Origin of the sequence: Pseudonocardia halophobica (assembly GCF_027922425.1) — a bacterium.
GTDB classification, from domain to species: domain Bacteria; phylum Actinomycetota; class Actinomycetes; order Mycobacteriales; family Pseudonocardiaceae; genus Pseudonocardia; species Pseudonocardia halophobica.
In genome coordinates this window covers 42,934-62,350 of sequence record NZ_BSFQ01000037.1, presented here as the reverse complement: position 1 = coordinate 62,350, position 19,417 = coordinate 42,934, and the positions used below count along the sequence as shown (strand labels likewise).

Below are 19,417 nucleotides of genomic sequence, written 5' to 3'. Positions count from 1 at the left end.
CGGAGGACGGTGCGGATGAAGGTGACGCGACGGTGGGGCTCCACCGCGCTGGGGGTCGCGACCGTGGTCGTGCTCGGTCTGGGGGTCCTCGTGGGCAGCCACCCGAGCGCCGCGGCCGGCGCGTTCGGGGCGGACGCGCTCGCCCCCCTCGCCGGGCTGCCGACGGTCGACGCCGCGCCCGCCCCCGTCGTCCACATCACGCCGGATCAGGGCACGCCGCTGAACCCCACCCAGCCGATCACCGTGAGCGTCGCGGACGGCACCGCGCAGGCCGTGCACGTCACGAACACGGCGACCGGCAAGGCCGTCGACGGGACCCTCGCGCCGGACGGCCACACCTGGACCTCCACCGGCGACCTCGCCTACTCGGCCACCTACGCCGTGGCCGTCGACACGCTCGACCGCGACCAGGCGCCCGGCCACACCGACGGCACCGTCGCGACCGTCGCCCCGAAGGCCGAGGCCTACCCGTCGTTCATCCCGGCGCCGAACTCGGTGCCGACGGTCGGCATCGGACAGCCGATCGTGGTGCGGTTCGACCACGCGATCACGGACCGCGCGGCCGCCGAGAAGGCGCTCACGGTGACCTCCAGCCCCGTACAGGCCGGCAGCTGGTACTGGATCTCGGACACCGAGGTGCACTACCGGCCGCAGCAGTACTGGAAGCCGGGCACCACGCTGAGCGTCAAGGCCGACCTCTACGGCGTGGACCTCGGCGCCGGCACCTACGGCTCCACCGACCGCACCATGACGGTGAAGGTGCACGACAGCTGGGTCGCCAAGGCCGACGGCGCCACCGAGCAGATGCAGATCTTCGACAACGGCCAGCTGGTCAAGACGATGAACATCAGCCTCGGCTCGCCCGGCTTCCCGTCGCACACCGGCCCGCACGTCATCTCGGACAAGCAGCCGTCCATCATCATGGACTCCTGCACCTACGGTGTCTGCCAGGGCCAGCCCGGCTACTACCGGGAGAAGGTCGACCTCGACGAGCGGATCTCCAACGACGGCGAGTTCGTCCACTCCGCACCGTGGTCCGTCGGGCAGCAGGGCAGCTCCAACGTGTCGCACGGCTGTGTCAACCTCGCGCCGGCCGACGCCCAGTGGTTCTTCGACCACTTCGGCATCGGCGACGTCGTCGAGATCACCAACTCGGGCGGCCCGCCGCTGCCGGTCTACGACACGTACGGGGACTGGGAGCTGAGCTGGGCGGACTGGAAGGCCGGCTCGGCCCTGTAGTCCCGCAGGTCGGGCTCGCGCGTCATCCGCCAGTAGTCGACGATCCGCCAGGGCAGCGCGGAGACCACGCGCCCGGCGGCGTTGCGGTACCAGTTCCGCATGCCGGGGTGGGTCCAGATCATGGCCTCGTGCGCCTCGTCGTGGCGCCGCACGTAGTCCGCCTCCACCTCCGGCCGCACCTCGACCGTGCCGATGCCCCGCTCGGCCATCGTGACCAGCAGGTCCACGATGTAGCGGACCTGGCACTCGGCGATGGTGATGTAGCTGCCGCCGTGCCCGAGGACGGTGCCCGGGCCGCAGGTCAGGAACAGGTTCGGGAAGTCCGGCACGGTGATGCCCAGGTGAGCGTGCGCGTCCTCCGGGCCCCAGACCTCGTCGATCCGGCGGCCGGAGCGGCCGCGGACCTCGATCGGCCACAGCACCCGGTGCGTGTGGAAGCCCGTCGCGAGCACCACCACGTCGGCCTCGACCTCGGTCCCGTCGGCGCCGCGGACCCCGGTCTCCGTCACCTCCGCCACGGCCTCGGTGAGCAGGGTGACGTCCTCCCGCCGCAGCGCCGCGAACCAGCCGTTGTCCAGCAGCATCCGCTTGCCGAAGGGGGGGTAGTCCGGCAGCGCCTTCGCGACGAGATCGGGCCGGCCCGCGAGCTCGGCCTCCAGGTACCGGGTGAACACGCGGCGATGGCCGTCGTTGAGGGCGTTCACCGAGCGCTCGGGGTGCTCCCACGCCGGGTCCTTCTGCAGCCCGGGGTGCACCCGGTCGTTGGTGTTCCACGCGAGCCGGGTGCGGTACCACAGCCGGTAGAAGGGCACGTTCTCCACGAGGTACCGGGCGCCCCCGGGGACGGGGGAGAAGTAGACCTCGTTGGGCGCGACCCACTGCGGCGAGCGCTGGAAGACGGTCAGGTGCGCCACCCGCTCGGCGACGGCGGGCACGACCTGCATCGCGCTCGCGCCCGTGCCGATCACCACGACCCGCTTCCCGGTCAGGTCGAGGTCGGCGGGCCACTCGGCGGTGTGGAAGAGCGGGCCGCGGAAGCGGTCCAGGCCGGGGATCGGCGGGATCTTCGGCCGGTTGAGCTGGCCGGTCGCGGTGATCACGACCTCGGCGGTGAGCTCCTCACCGGTCGTCGTCCGGACCGTCCAGCGCCCGTCCGCCCAGGTCGCGGCCACGACCTCGGTGCCGAAGCGGATCCGCTCGCGCAGGTCGTGCCGGTCGGCGACGGCGCGCAGATACTCCCACACCTCGTCGCGCTTGCCGAAGTGGGTGGTCCAGTCGCGCGGCGCGAAGGAGTACGAGTACAGGTGGCTGGGGGTGTCGACGCCCGCGCCGGGGTAGGCGTTCTCCAGCCAGGTGCCGCCGACGTCGGCGTTCTTCTCCAGGACGACGTGGTCGATCCCGGCCTCGGCGAGCCGGATCGACGCGAGCATCCCGGACACGCCGGCGCCGATCACGATCGCCCGCGGGGCGCCCTCCGGGGCCCGGCGCACCGCGACCGGGGCGAAGCCCATGTCCTCGGCGGTCATCTCGGCGTACTCGAGCGGCACGTCCTCGCCGACGGCCACGCTCATGATCCCGGCGAGCGTCTCGCCGGTCGGCGCGGGCACCGCGACCGGCGCCCCGTCGGCCCACGCGCACACGGCGTCGGCGGCGGCGGCCCGGATCTCGGCCCGGATCTCCGGCGGGAAGCCGCCCGGGTCGTTGTCCTCCATCCCGCGGCTGCGGGTGGGGCGGTAGGGGTCGGCGAGCCAGCGCCGGTCGCCGGTCAGCTGGTACAGCACCGCGACCAGCGACGGGAGGTTCGCCTCCTCCAGGGCCGCGACCAGCGCGGCACGGTCGATCGGCGCGCGCTCCGGCGCGAACGGCACGAACCCCATCGGCGGACCTCCTCGTCAGCGAAAGCCTAACCGCGGTTAGGCGGATGGGGAAGATCGCGCGGCAAAGAGGGCCTTGACGGGTGTCGAGGACCACTCCATGCTCCCCACCGACACCTAACCGCGGACAGGGAGACAGCGATGGAGCTGACCGAGGCGATGCGCACGACCGGCACCTGCCGGTACTTCACCCCGGACCCCGTGTCCGACGAGGTGCTCCACCGCGCGTTCGACGCCGCCCGCTTCGGTCCGCAGGGCGGCAACCGGCAGCCGCTGCGCTGGGTCGTGGTCCGCGACTCGGAGCGCAAGCGCGCGCTCGCCGACCTCTACCTGCCCCCGTGGAAGGCCTACCTGGCCGGGGTCGGGATCGGCGACGTCCGCGTCGGGGCCGTGCCCAAGGCCGTCGCCGACGCCGACCACTTCGCCGAGCACCTCGCCGACGCCCCCGCGATCGTGGTGGTCTGCGCCGAGCTCGACGGGCTGCACCCGACCGACCACGAGCTCGGCCGGCTGTCCGTGGTCGGCGGCGCGTCGATCTACCCGACCATGCAGAACTTCTGCCTGGCGCTGCGCGACCAGGGCGTGGCGTCGGCCGTCACCACGCTGCTCTGCCACTCCGAGCCGGAGGTGCGCAAGCTGCTCGACATCCCGGACGGGATCATCACCGCTGCGCACGTCGCGATCGGCTACCCGGCCAAGGGCTTCCCCCGCAAGCTCAGCCGCGGACCGGTCGAGGACACCGTCTTCGCCGACACCTACGGCTCCCCGCTGTTCGCATGAGCCTCGCCGACCAGTACACCCGCCCGCTGGCCCGCGCCACGATCGGCGACCAGCTGCGGCGGCACGCCCGCACCCGGCCCGCGGCGGTCGCCGTCGTCGGGTACACCGCGGACGGGGCCCGGTCCGAGACCACCTACGCCGAGCTGGACCGCCGGGCGAACCGGTATGCGCACCTGCTGCGCGGGCTCGGGGTCGGCCGCGGGGACGTCGTCGCGTCGATGGCGCCCAACTCCGTCGACGTCGTGGCCGCGTACTACGGTGCGCTCAAGCTCGGCGCGGCGTTCACCGGGATCAACCCGCTGCACCGCGCCCCGGAGGTCGCGCACCAGCTCGGGCACGCCGAGCCCCGGGTCGTGCTGGCCGCGCCGGCCTTCGCCGAGCTGGTCGGGAGCGTGTTGCCCGCCGGGACGGCGCTGGTCGGGTACGGCACCGAGCTGCCCGCGGAGGACACCGAGCCCGGGGCCGAGGTCGACGAGCACGACGTCGCGATGCTCGTCTACACCTCGGGCACCGAGGCCACGCCCAAGGGTGTGCTGATCCCGCACCGCAACTACCTGATCTCGACGGCCCCGGCGTGGAGCTGGGGCCTGCGCACCGGGCCGGACGACACCTGGCTGTTCGTGATGCCCTTCCACACGATCGCCGGGCTCGGCTCGATGACCACGCTGACGCTCATGGGCGCCACGCTGGTGCTGCCCGCGACCACCGACCCGGCCCGCTCGCTGGAGATCATCGCCCGCGAGCGCGTCACGGTGATCGCGCAGACCCCCACCTTCTACCTCGCCCTCGCCGGTCAGGCCGGGTTCGGCGCCGACGCCGTCGGTGCCGTCCGGCGGTGCATGACCTACGGCGGCCAGGTCGCCCCGCACGCGATCTCCGCGTGGGCCGCGGCCGCACCCGGCGTCGTGTGGGGGACGTACTGGGGCCAGTCGGAGCTGTCCCAGCTGGGCACCGTGGGCTGGTTCCGGACGCTCGACGACGTCCCGGACCACGACCCGACCTGGATCGGCACCCCGGTCTCGCACCTGGAGGTCCGGGTCGTCGACGCCGAGGGGAACGACGCCGAGGTCGGCGAGCTGCTCTGCCGCACGCCGTCGGTCATGCTCGGCTACCACCGCGACCCCGCGCGGACCGCCGAGGTCATGGTCGACGGCTGGGTGCACACCGGCGACATGGTGCGGGTCGACGCCGCGGGCAACCTCTTCTTCCGCGACCGGCTCAAGGACGTGATCAAGTCCGGCGGGATGAACGTGTCGTCGCAGGAGGTCGAGCGGGTGCTGCACGAGCACCCCGGCGTGCTGCGGGCGGCGGTCGTCGGCAAGCCGGACGAGTACTGGTCCGAGGCCGTCACCGCGTTCCTGATCCCGCAGGAGGGCGTGGCCGTCGACCCGGACGAGGTGATCGCCTTCTGCAAGGAGCGGATGGCCGGCTACAAGGTGCCCAAGGCGGTGCACGTGGTGGCCGAGCTGCCCGTCGACCCGCAGGGCAAGATCCTCAAGCGGAAGCTGCGGACGGTGCCCGTGTGAGGGGTGTGACGGCGTGACGCAGGAGCCCCTGGCGTCGTCCCGCACGGCGCGGACCCGGCTGCGCCGCGAGGAGATCGTGACCACCGCGGCGCGGACCTTCGCCGACCGCGGGTACGCCCACGTCGGGATGCGGGACATCGCCGACGCCGTCGGCATCCGCGGGGCCAGCCTCTACCACCACTTCGCGGCCAAGGAGGAGATCCTCTACGCGGTCTGCCTGACCGTCACGCGCGAGCCGTGCGAGGAGAACCTGCCCCTGCTCGACGCCGCGGGCACGCCCGCGCGCCGGACGGCCATGCTGGTCCGGGCGCACCTGCGGCACCTGTACCGGCGGCGGGTCGAGCACCTCGTCGGGCTGCACGAGATGGCGTCCCTGAGCCCGGAGCACCGCGCGGAGATCGACGGGCACCGCCGCTACTACCAGCGGCGGGTCCGGGACGTGATCACCGCGGGCATGCGATCCGGCGAGTTCACCGTGCCCGACGCCCAGCTCGCCACGTTCGGGGTGCTCGACATGCTCAACGGTTTCAGCGGCTGGTTCCGCGACGACCGCGGCCTCTCCCTCGACGATGTCGTCGAGGGCTACGTCGAGCTCGTCGTGGGGCGGATGCTCGGGGCGCGCGGGGCACTCGACTAGCCCCGACGCCCCAGCGCGCGCCGGGCCGGCCCCCTCCCGCCCGGCGCGGCCGGTCCGCGGCCGGTACCCCCGGCCGCGGACCGGTGTCCCTGATCCCGGGTGGGATCAGTCGAGCCGGGGCAGCTCCAGGGCCTGCCGGAGCACCGCGACCCGCTCGGCGGCCTCCCGCTTCGAGATCGTGGCGTCCTCGATGAGCGACGAGCCGTGGAAGGTCCCCGGGAACAGGTGCAGCTCCACCGGGACGCCGGCCGTCTGCAGGGCCAGCGCGTAGGCGATGCCCTCGTCGCGCAGCGGGTCGAAGGCCATCACCGAGACGTAGGCCGGGGGCAGGCCGCTCAGGTCGGCCGCGCGGGCCGGAGCCGCGTACGGCGACACCGCGTCGGTGCCGCGGACGCCCTCGCCGAGGTAGGAGTCCCAGCTCACGACGGCGTTGGGCCGGTTCCAGATCGGGGTGTCGGTGAAGGCGCGCATGCTCGGCGTCTCCAGCCGGTCGTCGACCTCGGGGACACCCAGGTACTGGAAGGCGATCGCCGGGCCGCCGCGGTCCCGGGCAAGCATCGCGAGCGCGGCGCACAGCCCGCCGCCCGCGCTGATCCCGTGGATCGCGATCCGGTCGGGGTCGACGCCGAACTCCTCGGCGTGCTCGGCGAACCAGACCAGCCCGGCGTAGCAGTCCTCGAGGCCGGCCGGGAAGGGGTGCTCGGGCGCGAGCCGGTAGTCGACGGTGACCAGCACCGCGCCGACGTCCCGGGCGATCGCGATGTTGCCGGCGTGGCTGCCGTCGAGGTCGCCCAGGATGAAGCCGCCGCCGTGCACGTCGAAGATGCCCGCCGGGCCCGCGGGCTCGTCGGGCCGGTAGATCCGCAGCGGCACGTCGGGCGCACCCTCGGGTCCCGCAACCAGGACCTCGGTCACCGTCACGCCCGTCTCGTCCGGCGCGGGCAGCTGGGCGCGGAGACCGGTCAGCACGGCACGCGCGGCCGGCAGGTCGCTGACGTCGAGGACCGGCAGCACCGGGATGGCGGCGGCGAGCTCGGGGTCGAAGTCGTACTCGACGGTCGTCACGGTCGGGCCTCCCACGGCATCGGAGTCGGTGACCCGATCATCGTCGCTGATGCGGTCGCCTGCATCCGCCGGAAGCCTGAACGATCGCTCGTGCGGGTACGGCCGGGAGGACCCGGCGCGTGGTCGCGGGCGCCCCTCAGGCCCGGAGGCGCAGGCCCTTCGGCGTGACGCGGAAGCCGGCCTCGGTGAGCACCTCGGCCAACTCGGAGCCCAGGGCCCCGCCGCCGTCGGCCCGCTCGACCGCGAGCGTGCCGAGCCAGCCCTCGTGCACCGCGCCGGCCAGCGCGTGCGCGGCCGCGGACAGCTCGTCGTACTCCGTGGTGAACGACAGCAGGGACTTGCCGCCGCGCTCGACGTACAGCGCCGGCGCCCCCTCCACCAGCACCACCAGCGCGCCCGCCTTGCGGCCGGGACGGTGCTTCGAGTCGCCGACGGTCGCCGGCCACGACAGCGCCGCGCCGTACGGCTGGGCCGGGTCGGCCGCCGCCAGCACCACCCGCGACAACCCCGAGCCGCCGCCTGCGTCGTGGGGTGCCCGCCCTGCACCGGCGAAGTGCCGCCCGTCGAGGTGGGGCCCGTCGGAGTGGGGGCCGTCGCGGTGGGGGATGCCGGGGTGGGGGCCGCCCTCCTCCGCGAAGCCCTCGGAGCTGTCCGCGGAGAAGTCCTCGAAACTGCTCCGCCGCCGGTCCGGTGCGGCGCCGATCGCGGCGGCGCCCGCCGCCGACCCGCTCGCCGCGGGGCTCCCGTCCGGGCTGGACAGGGCGCGGATCCGGTCGATCGCCCCCGGCACGGCGAACTGCGCCGCCCCCAGACCCTCGACGACGTACCCGCGCCGCACCCGCCCGGAGTCCTCCATCGCCCGCAGCACCTTGTAGACCGCCGCGAACCCGCCGGTGACCCGCTCGGTGCCCAGTGCACCCCGGGTCAGCACGCCGTGCCGTTCGAGGAACGCCTCGGCCCGCGCGTGTGCCCGACGCGTGGGATCCGGCTCGCGGTCCACCGCGAGCGCCCACCTGCCGCCCACCGACGGCGGCCCCGTGCGGCTCGGCATCTGCGGGCGGCCGGCGCGCAGCTGGGCGTACCGCCCGCGCGAGGCGCTGCGCCGGGTCCGGTGCGCGGGACCGCCGCGGCCGCCGGAGCCCCGGCCGCCACCGCCCAGCCGGGCCCGCAGCGGGCCCAGCGTGTCGTTGGTGAGCAGCCCCGCCCAGACGAGGTCCCAGATCGCGGTGACCGTGGCGTCGTCGGTCGGGGCCTCCTCGCCCTCCGCCACGAGCGTGCGACCGGCCTGGTCGGCGAGCTGGCGGAAGAACAGGGCGCCGCCGCCGACGGCCGGCTCGCCGAGATCGGGCAGCCCGAGCGCCGCGAGCAGCGCCCGGTGCAGCGGCGTGCCGGCGACCTCGAGCTCGGGCTCGGGCAGCAGCAGGTCCGCGACGTCGGCCGGGGCCACGGCCAGCCAGCCGTCGCTGCCGGCCAGCGGCCCGCAGCCGGTCCAGGTGACCTCGCCGGCCGCGGTGAGCTCGTCGAGCAGGGCGGGGGTGTAGCCCGGCAGCCGCGCGGGCAGGATCAGCGACTCCAGTGCGCTCGCCGGCAGCGGGGCCCCGGCCAGCTGCTCGACCACGCCGAGCACGTCCTCCGCGCCGGGGGCACGGCGCATGCGACCGCGCCGCTCGCCGTCGGCGTGGGTGCGCACGCCCTGCCACGCGGGCAGGAAACGACCCAGCGCGCGCTGCTCGACCGGCTCGACCTCGGCCCGCAGCCGCGCCAGCGAGGCGCGCCGCAGCCGGCGCAGGACCTCGGCGTCGCAGTACTCGACCGAGCCCTCGCCGCCGCCCGCGGCCTGCGGGCGCAGCTCGCCGCGGACCAGCCGCCCGACCCCGGTCAGCCGGTCGAGCACCCCGGCCACCACGGCGACGCCGAGCCCGAACCGGGACGCGCACTCCGCGGCGGTGAACGGGCCGTGCGTCCGCGCGTACCGCAGCACGAGGTCGCCGAGCGGGTCCGGGACCGGCTCGGTGAACGTCTCCGGCACGCCGACGGGCAGCGGCGCGCCCAGCGCGTCCCGGATGCGGCCCGCGTCCTCGATCGCGACGAACCGCTCCTCGCCGGCGATGCGCACCCGGATCGCCCGGCGCTGCGCCTCCAGCTCGGCGAACCACGCGGGCTCGACACCCCGGGCCCGTCCGTCCGCCTCGGACAGGTCGCCGACGAAGCGCAGCAGGTCGGCCGCGCCCTCCGCGTCGCGCGCGTGCCGGTCCGGCGCCGTGCGCTGCAGCGACGCCTCGACCTCGGCGAGTACCTCGGGATCGAGCAGCTCACGGATCGCCTCGGATCCCAGCAGCTCGGCGAGCAGTGTGGAGTCCAGCGAGAGGGCGGCGGCGCGACGCTCGGCCAGCGGTGCGTCCATCTCGTACAGGAACATGCCGATGTAGCCGAACAGCAGGCTGCGCGCGAAGGGCGAGGGCTGCGGGGTGGCCACCTCGACCACCTTGACCTTGCGGGACTCCACGTCGGACATCAGCTCACGCAGGCCCGGCAGGTCGTAGACGTCCTGCACGCACTCGCGCATCGCCTCGAGCGTGATCGGGAACTGCTCGAACTTGCCCGCGACGGCCAGCAGCTGCGCCGAACGCTGCCGCTGCTGCCACAGCGGGCTGCGCCGCTTCGGGTCGCGGCGGGGGAGCAGCAGCGCCCGGGCCGCGCACTCGCGGAACCGCGAGGCGAACAGCGACGAGTTGCCCAGCTCGGCCACCACGATCTGCTCGACCTCGCCGGGCTCGAGCAGCACGTCCTCGGCGGTGGGCACAATTTCGCTGCCGCTGTCGTCGAGCCCTGCAGAGTCGTACAGAGCGGGCAGGCGCAGCACGATCCCGTCGTCCGCCCCGGCCGCGTGCACCTCGACCCCGCGCTTCTCCCGCATCCGGGCCGCGATGGCGAGCGCCCACGGCCCGTTGACCTGGGAACCGAAGGGGGAGTGGACCACGAGTCGCCAGTCGCCCAGCTCGTCCCGGAACCGCTCGACCAGGATCGTGCGGTCGCTCGGCACGTGCCGCGTGGCCTCGCGCTGCTCGTGCAGGTAGGAGAGCAGGTTGTCGGTGGCCCACTCGTCCAGCCCGGCCGCGGCCGCCCGGGTGCGGGCCTCCTCGTCCGCCAGCCCGGCCATCTCGCGGACGAACTTCCCGACCGCCCGGCCCAGCTCCAGCGGCCGCCCGATCGACTCGCCCTTCCAGAACGGCATGCGCGCGGGCTCGCCGGGCGCAGGCGTGACGATCACGCGGTCGTGCGTGATGTCCTCGACCCGCCAGCTCGACGTGCCGAGCAGGAACGTGTCGCCCACCCGGGACTCGTAGACCATCTCCTCGTCGAGCTCGCCGACGCGCGAGCCCGCGCCGTCGGCCCCGCCCGGCGTCATGACGGTGAACAGCCCGCGGTCGGGGATCGTGCCGCCGGAGGTCACCGCCAGGCGCTGCGCGCCGGGCCGGCCGCGCAGCTCGTCGGTGACCCGGTCCCAGGTGATCCGGGCCCGCAGCTCGCCGAACTCCTCGGAGGGGTAGCGCCCGGCCAGCATGTCCAGGACCGAGTGCAGCGCCGAGTCCGGCAGGGCGGCGAAGGGCGCGGCCCGGCGGACGACGGCGGCCAGCTCGTCGAGCTTCCAGGGGTCCATCGCGACCATGGCGACGACCTGCTGGGCCAGCACGTCGAGCGGGTTGCGCGGGTAGCGCATGGACTCGATCGCCCCGCCGGTCATCCGCTCGGCGACGACCGCGCACGAGACGAGGTCGCCGCGGAACTTCGGGAACACCACGCCCTGCGACACCGCGCCGACCTGGTGCCCGGCGCGGCCGACGCGCTGCAGCCCGGACGCCACGCTCGGCGGCGCCTCCACCTGCACGACCAGGTCCACCGCGCCCATGTCGATGCCCAGCTCGAGGCTCGAGGTCGCGACCACGCACGGCAGCCGCCCGCTCTTGAGCTCCTCCTCCACGAGCGTGCGCTGCTCGCGGGACATCGACCCGTGGTGCGCCTTGGCCACCACCGGCGGTGCGCCGCCGCCCACCCCGGACTCGCCGATCGCCTCGGCGGGGAAGCGGTCGAGCTCGACGGCCTCCCCGGCCTCCTCGACGGCCAGCTCGTTGAGCTTCGCCGTGAGCCGCTCGGCCAGCCGCCGCGAGTTGGCGAACACGATGGTCGAGCGGTGCGCGCGCACCAGGTCGAGCAGCCGCTTCTCCACCGCGGGCCAGATCGAGGGCCGCTGGGCGCCGCCGGCCGCGGACCCGATGACCTCCTCGTCCGCGCTGCCCGGGGCCGGCCGCTCGTCGAGCGCGGCGAGGTCCGGCACCGGGACCTCGACCCGGACCTCGATCGTCTTCGGGGTCCTCGGCTGGACCACCTCGACCGGCCGGGCACCGGACAGGAAGGTCGACACCTCGTCGAGCGGGCGCACGGTGGCGGACAGGCCGATCCGCTGGGCGGGCTTCTCGAGCAGCTCGTCGAGCCGCTCGAGGGACAGGGCCAGGTGCGCGCCGCGTTTGGTCGCGGCCACCGCGTGCACCTCGTCGAGGATCACGGTCTCCACCCCGCGCAGCGACTCGCGCGCCGCCGAGGTGAGCAGCAGGAAGAGCGACTCGGGGGTGGTGACCAGCACGTCCGGCGGGGTGCGCGCGAACTGGCGCCGCTCGTCCGCCGGGGTGTCCCCGGTGCGCATGCCGACCGTGATGTCCGGGACCGGATCGCCGCGCCGCTGCGCCTCCTGCCGCATGCCCGTGAGCGGGGCGCGCAGGTTGCGCTGCACGTCGACCGCCAGGGCCTTGAGCGGGGACACGTACAGCACCCGGCACCGCCGGGTGCGCTCCTCGGGCACCGCCTCCGACGCCAGCCGGTCCAGCGCCCAGAGGAACGCGGCGAGGGTCTTACCCGATCCGGTCGGCGCCACGACCAGCGCGTTCCGCCCGGCCTGGGCAGCGCTCCACGCGCCCTCCTGGGCGGCCGTGGGCGCGGCGAAGGCGCCCCGGAACCAGTCCCGGGTGGCGGGGGAGAAACCGTCCAGCGAGCTCACGGTCCCCATCATGCGCCCGGGCACCGACAGTTTCGCGTCGTGCAGATCCCCGCCGGCTGAGCACGAGCCACACACCGACCGCGCACAGGGCGATGCCGGGGACGGCGAGCAGGACCGGGACCTCGCCGAACATCAGGAAGGTCCAGAGCATCGTCGTCGGCGGGGTCAGGTAGAGCAGCGCGGACACCCGGGTCGCCCCGCTGCGACGCAGGACCACCAGGTAGGTGCCGTAGCCGCCGAAGGAGGACAGCACCACCACCCACGCCACCGCGCCCCAGAAGCCCGGTTCGGCGGGCGGCTGGAGCTGCCCGGCCAGGGCGGCGACGGCGGTGAACAGGACCGCGCCCGTGGTCGACTGCAGCGCCATCGCGGTGAGCGGGCTCTCCGGCGGCCGCATCCGGCGCTCCAGCACCGTCCCGGCCGACAGCGCCAGCATCCCGCCGACCGGCAGCAGGAAGGCCCAGGCGGGGGCCGTGCCCGGGCCCAGGTCGCCCGCCACCACCAGCGCGACCCCGGCCAGCCCGGCCGCCAGCCCGGCCCGTTGCCGGGCGGTCGTGCGCTCGCCGAGGAACCGGCCGGCCGCCGTCGCGACGACCAGCGGCTGCAGCGCCGCCACCAGTGCCGCGGTCCCCGCCGGCACCCCGAGCCCCACGCCCGTCACCACGCCGCCGAGGTAGAGGACCTGGGTGAGGGTCCCGAGCAGGACCTGGCGGGCGGGCGCCCCGCGCGGGACCGGGCTGCGGCGTACGGCGACCACCAGCCACAACACCGCCGCCGCGATCACGTACCGCCACGCCAGCAACGTGTCCGCCCCGGTGTAGCCGGTCCCCAGCTCGGCCCCGACGAACCCGGAGCTCCAGAACAGCACGAACGCCGCGCCCACGACCGCGTCTCGTCTCATGGTTCCGAAGTAACCACACCGGTCGGTATACTCGCAGTGTATGAGCACCCCTGCGGGCGAGAAGCTGATCGCGGCGGCCTCCGCGCTGTTCTACCGGCACGGCATCAGGGCCGTGGGCGTCGACCTGATCGCCGAGACCGCCGGCACCACGAAGAAGACGCTCTACGACCGCTTCGGTTCCAAGGACGCGCTGGTCGCGCTCTACCTCGAGCGCCGCACCGGCGTGTGGCAGGAGTTCCTGCACGAGCACATGCGCGGGCGGCCGGTGGAGGACGTGTTCGACGTCCTGGCGCTGTGGTTGCGCGAGCAGGACCGCGGCTGCGCCTTCGTCAACGCCTACGCGGAGATCGGCGGGACCGGGCACCCGGCCGAGCCGGTGATCCGCGCGGAGAAGGAGTGGATGCGGGCGTACCTGGTCGACCGCGCGCGGGAGGAGGGGCACCCGGAGGCGGTCGGTGCCGCGCTGCACCTGCTGTACGAGGGGGCCACGGTGCTCGCGACGGCCGGCGGGGACCCCGACGCGCCCGCCCGGGCCAGGGCGTCAGCGCTTGCGGTTCTGTACCCACCAGCGGATCAGGAGGGTGAGCGAGGCCAGGAGCATCAGCACGACCACAGCCTGGCCGACCGGTGACGACAGGCCGGTGGGATCGGACATACCGGTCAGGGTAGCCACGCCGGCCGCGCGCCGCCGTAGTCCGCGGGCGAGGGCCAGTGCAACGGCTCGCCGTCGACCGTGCCCGGGGGTGAGGCGAGCGTGAACGGGCCGAGCTCCTCCAGGTAGGGCGCGGGGTCGACCTCCGCGGCACCCGGCTCGGTGCGGGGCAGGGCCTGCAGGAACGCCGCCGTCCCGGCGAGCGCGAGCCGGACGTGGTGGGTCCCGCCCGACCGCCGTTGGGCGGCGAGCGCCAGCAGGGCCCCGGCCGCGCCGAGGTAGCCCGTGGCGTGGTCGAGGACCTGGGCGGGCAGGGCGCCCGGAGCGGTGGGGCTCCCCTCGGTGACGCCGATGCCGCAGGCGGACTGCACGAGGCTGTCGAACCCCCGTCGACCTGCCCACGGGCCCGTGTGCCCCCACGCCGACAAGGTGACGACGACGAGCCCGGGATGCCGCGCGGCCAGCTCCTCGGGGGCCAGCCCGAAGCGGTCCAGCGATCCCGGCCGGTACCCCGTCACGACGACGTCGGCGCCGGCGAGCAGGTCCTCCGCCGGCAGCTCGGCGATCGCCGACCGCTTGCCGGGCAGCGTGTCCCAGGCCTGCGCGGGCATCTCCGGGCGGTGCGGCGGGTCGAGGCGCAGCACGTCCGCACCGTGCGCGGCGAGGACGCGCGTGGCGACCGGGCCCGCGATCACGCGCGTCAGGTCGAGCACCCGGACCCGGCGGGCCGGGCGTGGCGGCGCCTCGCCCAGCACGCGTCGCTCCACCAGGGGCAGCGCCCGGGCGGCCCGCCCGGCCTCGGTGGCGGCCCACTCCTCCTCGGTCCGGGTGGCCGCGGCGACCCCGCCCGCCTCGAGCAGCGCGGTCTCCAGCTCGACCTTGCGCCAGCCGGCGATCGCGGCCCGCACCTCCTCGAGACCGGCCGCGGGGGCCAGGTCCAGGACCCGCCGGGCCGCGGCCGCGTGCCAGGCGTAGTTCGCGTGCAGCCGCAGCCAGCCGTCGGCGGTCGGGTGGAAGGCGGACAGGGGGTCGAACGGGTTGCCGGGACTCGCCCCGTCCCGCCGCAGGTACCGCTCGCTGCGCAGCGCGACGGCGGCCTGCCGGGTGTCGATCCCGACGGGCCGGCCCGTGTCCGCCGTGGCGGCGAGCAGGGCCGCCCCGATCGTCGCCGTGCCGAACTCGGTCACGGGGAACCGGCTGCTCAGCGTCGGTACGGGCCCGGTCGTGGCGAGCCGGGGGAGCTCCGCGGGGTCGCCGCCGAGCGCGGCCCAGACCTGCTCGATCACGACGTCATCCTGCCCGGTCCCCGATCAGCCGTGCGACGCCGTCGAGGATCCGGTCCAGCCCGAACCGGAACTGGGCGTCGCGGTCCTCGGCCGGGTCCGGGCCCTCCGCGAACGCGCCCTTCGCGAACGCCTCGAGCAGGGCGGGGAAGCGCGCGGGGTCGAGGAACCGGGTGAAGAGCGTCTCGTAGGCCGCCTCCGGGGTGTTCGCCGTCTCGGCCTCGTGGAAGGTCAGGTCGCCGAAGGTGTGCGCGTTGAGCATCAGGATCACGTAGAGCTTCTCCGGTTCGGCGAGCGGCGTGGCGCGCAGCGCGCGCAGCCCGTACTCCAGCCAGGTCAGCTGGTTCGGCGTGGCCGGCGGGCCCAGCATCGGCACGGTCTTCAGGATCCACGGGTGGGCGCGCATGCGGTGCACCGTCGCCCAGGCCCAGCGCTCCACGCACTCCCGCCAGCCCGCGTCCGGGGCGGGGTCGAGCTCCGCGGGCGGCGGCCCGACGGCGACGTCCTGCATGTGCAGGAGCAGCTCCTCCTTGCTGCCCACGTGCCGGTAGAGGGACATCGGCGTGAAGCCGAGGGTCTTCGCGACGCGGCTCATCGACACGGCGTCGAGACCCTGGGCGTCGGCGATCTCGACCGCCGCGGCCACGATCCGGGCGAGCGAGAGCCCCTCCCGGCCCACGGTGCCGGGCCCGGCCTTCCAGACCGCCTCCAGCGGCGACAGCGCGTCCATCGGGCTTGATCCTAAGCGATGTTTACGGCATAAACGGTGTGTATGGCATACACCGTCGAGGTCGAGGGCCTCCGGAAGTCCTTCGGGACGAAGTCCGTACTGGACGGGATCGACCTGCACGTCGCGCGGGGGAGCGTCGCGGCGCTGCTCGGCCCGAACGGCGCGGGCAAGACCACCACCGTGAAGATCCTCTCCACGTTGCTGCGGCCCGACGCCGGACGTGTGCGGGTCGCCGGGCGGGACGTGCGGACCGATCCCGTGGCGGTCCGCCGGGCGATCAGCCTCACCGGCCAGCACGCCACGGTCGACGAGGTGCTCACGGGGCGGGAGAACCTCGTGATGATGGGCCGGCTGCGGCACCTCACGAAGGCGGCCGCGCGCGAGCGGGCGACCGCCCTGCTGGAGCGGTTCGACCTGGTGGAGGCGGCCGACCGGCGCGTCTCCAACTACTCCGGCGGCATGGCCCGGCGGCTCGACATCGCCCTCGGGCTGGTCGACGAGCCGGAGGTGCTGTTCCTCGACGAGCCGACCACCGGGCTCGACCCGCGCAGCCGCCGGGACGTCTGGGACTCGGTCGCCGAGCTGGCCGCGTCGGGCGTCACCGTGCTGCTGACCACGCAGTACCTCGAGGAGGCGGACCGGCTGGCCGACCGGGTGGCGGTGCTCGCCGGTGGCCGGATCGCCGCCGAGGGCACGGCCGACGAGCTCAAGTCGCTGGTCGGCGGGGAGACCGTCCAGCTCGTGCTACCGGACGCGGCCGCGCTCGACAGCGCGATGACCGTCGCCGACCTGCGGGGATACGCCGTCCGGGCGGACGCCGGGGCGCTGTCGGTGCATGTCCCGACGGACGGCACGGCCGCCGGGGTGCGGGAGCTGCTGGAGACGATGGCGGGCGTCCCGGTCGTGCGGGTGGCCGTGCACCGGCCGACGCTCGACGACGTCTTCCTCACCCTCACCGGGACGAACCCCGGGACGGTGCCGGCATGACCGCCTACTCCGCCGCCCCCGGCCCGCTGCTCGACGTCGGCACCTTCCTCGGCCGCTCGCTGCGGCACTCGGTCCGCAGCATCGACGCGATGATCGTCGCGGTGGTGCTGCCGGTGCTGATCCTCCTGGTGTTCGTGTACGTGTTCGGCGGCGCGATGTCCACGGGCGCGAGCGGCACGGACTACCTGACCTTCGTGGTGCCGGGGGTGATCGTGCTCTGCGCGGCGCACGGCTCGGCGCAGACGGCCGTCGGGGTCAACCAGGACATGACGACGGGCGTGGTCGACCGGGTCCGCTCGCTGCCGGTCCTCGGGTCCGCCGTCCTGGTGGGGCACGTCCTCGCGAGCGTGGCCCGCAACCTGGTGTCGACGGCGGTGGTCGTCGGTGTGGCGCTGCTGCTCGGCTTCCGGCCGGCCGCGTCGCCGCTCGACTGGCTGGTCGTCGCGGGGCTGCTGGCGCTGCTCATGGCCGGGGTGTCGGCACTGTCGGCGGCGTTCGGGCTGCTGGTCGCGAGCCCGGAGGCGGCGGGTGCGTCGTCCTTCGTGCTGCTGTTCCTGCCGTACGTCTCGAGCGGGTTCGTGCCGCCGGAGACCATGCCCGCGGTGCTGCGCGGGTTCGCCGAGCACCAGCCGGTCACGCCGCTGATCGACGCGGTCCGCGGGCTGCTGCTGGACGCGCCGGTGGGGACGTCCCCGCTGCTGGCGGTGGCCTGGTGGGGCGGGCTGGGCCTGCTCGGGGTGCTGGCGTGCGGTGCGCTGTTCCGCCGTCGCGCGGGCGCGTGAGTCACGGCCGCGCGGGCGCGTGAGGCGCCGTCGCGCGGGCGCGTGACTACCCTCGGCCGGGTGCGAATGAGCCAGTTCCGGACCCTGATGCACGACGAGTTCGGCGAGATGCGGGCGGGCTCGCTGGCGCGCGACCACGTGTTCGCCGAGCTCGGCGGCCGCAGCGCCGAGCAGGCCATCGAGGCGGGGATCGACCCCAAGCAGGTGTGGCAGGTGATCTGCGAGGCCTACGACGTGCCGGAGGACCGCAGGCTGGGCCGGGACGACTGACCGACCTCCGCGCGCCCCTCCCGGCCGGGTCGGGCGGGGGGCGCGCCGCTCGGCGCGGCAGGGTAGCCGATCGGCGTGTCGGTCTCGGCCTCGAACACGTGTTCGTATACCGTGGCGTCCACACCCGGCCCCGGTTGTCCACAGCGGGGGCGCGAGTACCGGAACTGTCGGTGGGACCCAATACGGTTCTCCCCGTGGCTCCCCGGAAGTCGTCGAACACAGCGAACACAGGCCCGTCCCGCACCGAGCGAGGTAGTCAGATGAGCACTCCCGACCGCGAGAAGGCGCTCCAGCTCGCCCTCGCCCAGATCGAGAAGAACCACGGCAAGGGTTCGGTGATGCGCCTGGGGGACGACACGCGTCCGCCGATCGGCGTGATCCCTACCGGGTCGATCGCGCTCGACGTCGCGCTCGGCGTCGGCGGCCTCCCGCGCGGCCGGGTCGTGGAGATCTACGGCCCGGAGTCCAGCGGTAAGACCACCGTCGCGCTGCACGCGGTGGCCAACGCGCAGGCCGCCGGCGGCATCGCCGCGTTCATCGACGCGGAGCACGCGCTCGACCCGGAGTACGCCAAGGCGCTCGGCGTGAACACGGACGAGCTGCTGGTCTCGCAGCCGGACACCGGCGAGCAGGCGCTGGAGATCGCGGACATGCTGATCCGTTCCGGCGCGCTGGACGTCATCGTCATCGACTCGGTGGCCGCGCTCGTGCCGCGCGCCGAGATCGAGGGCGAGATGGGCGACAGCCACGTCGGCCTGCAGGCCCGCCTCATGAGCCAGGCGTTGCGCAAGATCACCGGTGCGCTGAGCACGTCCGGCACCACCGCGATCTTCATCAACCAGCTGCGCGAGAAGATCGGCGTGATGTTCGGGTCCCCTGAGACCACGACCGGTGGCAAGGCGCTCAAGTTTTACGCCTCCGTCCGCCTGGACATCCGGCGCATCGAGACCCTGAAGGACGGCACCGACATGGTCGGCAGCCGGACCCGGGTCAAGGTCGTGAAGAACAAGGTGGCCCCGCCGTTCAAGCAGGCGGAGTTCGACGTGCTGTACGGCGTCGGCATCAGCCGCGAGGGCTCGCTGATCGACGTGGGCGTCGAGCAGGGGATCATCCGCAAGTCCGGCGCCTGGTACACGTACGAGGGCGACCAGATGGGGCAGGGCAAGGAGAACGCCCGCAAGTTCCTCAAGGAGAACCCCGACATCGCCGCGGAGATCGAGAAGCGGATCAAGGAGAAGCTCGGGATCGGCGCGGTGCTCGACGCCGACGCCGAGCAGGTCGAGCCGCTGCCCGCGCCCGTCGACTTCTGACCGTGGCGACCTCCGGCGAGGACGGGGGTCGACCGCTCCGTCCCCTGCGGCCGGCTCGCCGCCGGATGTCGTCCGACGAGCTCGAGCCGGCCCCGCGGGAGACGGTCCCGGTCGTCTCGTTCGACGATCTCGACCCGGCGGAGTCCCGGAGCCCGGCGGCCGAGGACCGGCTGACGTCCGCGGACCTCGTGGCCGGTCGGGGCGATGCCGAGCCGGGTGCCCCTGAACCGAGTGCCCCTGAACCGAGTGCCCCTGAACCGAGTGCCCCTGAACCGAGTGCCCCTGAACCGAGTGCCCCTGAACCGAGTGCCCCTGAACCGAGTGCCCC

At 74.5% G+C, this 19,417-nt stretch carries 14 protein-coding genes and 2 pseudogenes; 9 read left to right on the top strand and 7 right to left on the bottom strand.

Going from position 1 to position 19,417, the window contains the following annotated elements; genetic code table 11:
• Positions 1-15 precede the first annotated feature (15 nt).
• Complete coding sequence (locus PKE99_RS29960; protein ID WP_081924670.1) at positions 16-1,239, top strand: L,D-transpeptidase; 1,224 nt, start codon at positions 16-18, stop codon at positions 1,237-1,239.
• On the opposite strand, the gene PKE99_RS29955 is transcribed toward PKE99_RS29960, so the two are convergent.
• Positions 1,176-3,116 carry a flavin-containing monooxygenase gene (locus tag PKE99_RS29955; RefSeq protein WP_051738171.1) on the bottom strand — a complete coding sequence of 647 codons (1,941 nt, stop codon included), beginning with the start codon at positions 3,114-3,116 and terminating at the stop codon, positions 1,176-1,178. The genes PKE99_RS29960 and PKE99_RS29955 overlap by 64 nt on opposite strands.
• Before the next feature lie 138 nt (positions 3,117-3,254).
• On the opposite strand from PKE99_RS29955, the gene PKE99_RS29950 reads away from it, so the two are divergent.
• Genes PKE99_RS29950 through PKE99_RS29940 form a run of 3 tightly spaced genes read left to right on the top strand, consistent with a single transcriptional unit; the run spans position 3,255 to position 6,056 of the window.
• Complete coding sequence (locus PKE99_RS29950) at positions 3,255-3,893, top strand: nitroreductase family protein (RefSeq protein WP_037052506.1); 639 nt, start codon at positions 3,255-3,257, stop codon at positions 3,891-3,893.
• Positions 3,890-5,419 carry a class I adenylate-forming enzyme family protein gene (locus PKE99_RS29945; RefSeq protein WP_037052504.1) on the top strand — a complete coding sequence of 510 codons (1,530 nt, stop codon included), beginning with the start codon at positions 3,890-3,892 and terminating at the stop codon, positions 5,417-5,419. The genes PKE99_RS29950 and PKE99_RS29945 overlap by 4 nt, the downstream gene beginning before the upstream one ends.
• A gap of 13 nt (positions 5,420-5,432) precedes the next feature.
• The gene (locus tag PKE99_RS29940; protein ID WP_051738170.1) at positions 5,433-6,056 is read left to right on the top strand and encodes a TetR/AcrR family transcriptional regulator; all 624 of its coding nucleotides are present in this window, start codon (positions 5,433-5,435) and stop codon (positions 6,054-6,056) included.
• Positions 6,057-6,161: 105 nt separating this feature from the next.
• Here the strand turns inward: PKE99_RS29940 and PKE99_RS29935 are convergent, their stop codons facing one another.
• The 3 genes and pseudogenes from PKE99_RS29935 to PKE99_RS29925 form a co-directional block, all read right to left on the bottom strand.
• A complete protein-coding gene (locus PKE99_RS29935) occupies positions 6,162-7,121 on the bottom strand; it encodes an alpha/beta hydrolase (RefSeq protein WP_037052591.1) in 960 nt (319 codons plus the stop codon).
• Positions 7,122-7,257: 136 nt separating this feature from the next.
• Entirely contained in the window at positions 7,258-12,186 is a 4,929-nt protein-coding gene (locus PKE99_RS29930) for an ATP-dependent helicase (RefSeq protein ID WP_081924669.1), read from the bottom strand.
• A gap of 106 nt (positions 12,187-12,292) precedes the next feature.
• Positions 12,293-13,075 (bottom strand): annotated as a pseudogene (locus PKE99_RS29925) (DMT family transporter); the annotation flags it as partial.
• A gap of 40 nt (positions 13,076-13,115) precedes the next feature.
• On the opposite strand from PKE99_RS29925, the gene PKE99_RS29920 reads away from it, so the two are divergent.
• Complete coding sequence (locus PKE99_RS29920; protein ID WP_063739874.1) at positions 13,116-13,706, top strand: TetR/AcrR family transcriptional regulator; 591 nt, start codon at positions 13,116-13,118, stop codon at positions 13,704-13,706.
• A gap of 29 nt (positions 13,707-13,735) precedes the next feature.
• On the opposite strand, the gene PKE99_RS29915 is transcribed toward PKE99_RS29920, so the two are convergent.
• Positions 13,736-15,013, bottom strand: a complete 1,278-nt coding sequence (locus PKE99_RS29915; protein WP_051738168.1) for a CoA transferase — start codon at positions 15,011-15,013, stop codon at positions 13,736-13,738.
• Between the two features lie 4 nt (positions 15,014-15,017).
• The gene (locus PKE99_RS29910) at positions 15,018-15,740 is read right to left on the bottom strand and encodes a TetR/AcrR family transcriptional regulator (RefSeq protein ID WP_037052492.1); all 723 of its coding nucleotides are present in this window, start codon (positions 15,738-15,740) and stop codon (positions 15,018-15,020) included.
• A gap of 42 nt (positions 15,741-15,782) precedes the next feature.
• On the opposite strand from PKE99_RS29910, the gene PKE99_RS29905 reads away from it, so the two are divergent.
• The 4 genes from PKE99_RS29905 to recA all read left to right on the top strand — a co-directional run bounded on the left by PKE99_RS29905 (position 15,783) and on the right by recA (position 19,089).
• On the top strand, positions 15,783-16,727 hold the full coding sequence (locus PKE99_RS29905) for a daunorubicin resistance protein DrrA family ABC transporter ATP-binding protein (protein ID WP_037052490.1): 945 nt from the start codon (positions 15,783-15,785) through the stop codon (positions 16,725-16,727).
• Positions 16,724-17,509 carry an ABC transporter permease gene (locus PKE99_RS29900; RefSeq protein WP_051738167.1) on the top strand — a complete coding sequence of 262 codons (786 nt, stop codon included), beginning with the start codon at positions 16,724-16,726 and terminating at the stop codon, positions 17,507-17,509. The genes PKE99_RS29905 and PKE99_RS29900 overlap by 4 nt, the downstream gene beginning before the upstream one ends.
• A gap of 60 nt (positions 17,510-17,569) precedes the next feature.
• Entirely contained in the window at positions 17,570-17,779 is a 210-nt protein-coding gene (locus tag PKE99_RS29895) for a DUF3046 domain-containing protein (protein WP_037052487.1), read from the top strand.
• Positions 17,780-18,039: 260 nt separating this feature from the next.
• Positions 18,040-19,089: a recombinase RecA gene (recA, locus tag PKE99_RS29890; protein WP_037052484.1), complete on the top strand. Its 1,050-nt coding sequence runs from the start codon at positions 18,040-18,042 to the stop codon at positions 19,087-19,089.
• Positions 19,090-19,313: 224 nt separating this feature from the next.
• On the opposite strand, the pseudogene PKE99_RS39100 reads toward recA, so the two are convergent.
• Positions 19,314-19,417, bottom strand: a pseudogene (locus tag PKE99_RS39100) (pentapeptide repeat-containing protein); the annotation flags it as partial.